Below are 1,086 nucleotides of genomic sequence, written 5' to 3' on the forward strand. Positions count from 1 at the left end.
CTAGGGCCTGTATGGAGTTGAGATCAATGGGATTGGCTGCGCTGCGGTCTGTGGTCCTGGTAGGCCATCGCCATGGCGCGTGGAGACCTCACCGATGAGGAATGGTTCTTGATCGAGCCTCACTTGCCGCTGGGTGAGCGAGGTCCGATCCCGGATCTGCGGCAGCAGTTCAACGCGGTGATGTGGCGGTTTCGCGCCGGCTGCCCGTGGCGGGACTTGCCCGCCGAGTACGGGCCGTGGTCCACGGTCTATGACCGGTTCCGGTCGTGGGCGAGGAGCGGCGTGTTCGAGCGGCTGATGCAGGCGATGATCGCCGAGGCTGCAGTTCGCGGGCAAGCCGACCTGGGGCTGGTCAGCGTGGATTCCACCACGGCCCGCGCTCACCACCATGCCGCCGGGATGGTCCTGGACGGCGAGTTGGCCGAGGCGCTGGAAGAGGCCGTCGAACAGGAAAAGGGGATGCTCCAAAGGGGCAAAACTCCCACGACGGCGACCCTGACGACGGAGACGGAGACGGAGACGGGCGTCGGCGGTTACGACGGCGGCGCAGGTTCCGGCTGAAGGCCGCCGCGCTGGGCCGCTCGCGGGGTGGGCTGACCAGCAAGGTCCATCTGGCCGCCGACCGGCGATGCCGTCCGCTGTCCTTCGTCCTCACCGCAGGTCAAGCGGGAGACAGCCCTCAGTTTCGCGCCGTGCTGGAGCGCATCAAGATCCGGCTGCCCGTCGGACGTCCGCGCACCCGGCCGGACGCGGTGGCCGCCGACAAGGCCTACTCCTGCCGCGCCAACCGCGCCTATCTGCGCCGACGCCGTATCAAGGCGGTCATCCCGGAGAAGGTCGACCAGGCGGCCAACCGCAAGAAGCGCGGTTCCCGCGGCGGCCGCCCAGTCACCCATGATTCCGATCTCTACAAGCAGCGCAACACGGCGGAACGGTGCATCAACCGGATGAAGGAGTGGCGTGCGCTGGCCTTCCGCTTCGACAAAACCCCCGAAAGCTATCTCGCCGGGCTCCACCTACGCGGAGCCATCTTGTGGATCCGAAGCCTTCAACCGATCTAAAGATCCGAACTCCATACAGGCCCTA

The 1,086-nt window shown here is 66.9% G+C and carries 1 pseudogene; it reads left to right on the forward strand.

The annotated features are described in order from the left end of the window. The first annotated feature begins 72 nt into the window (after nucleotides 1-72). A pseudogene (locus tag AB0B64_RS60735) lies at nucleotides 73-1,061 on the forward strand (IS5 family transposase). The last annotated feature ends 25 nt before the right edge of the window (nucleotides 1,062-1,086 follow it).

Origin of the sequence: Nonomuraea sp. NPDC049129 (assembly GCF_040648495.1) — a bacterium.
Taxonomy (GTDB): domain Bacteria; phylum Actinomycetota; class Actinomycetes; order Streptosporangiales; family Streptosporangiaceae; genus Nonomuraea.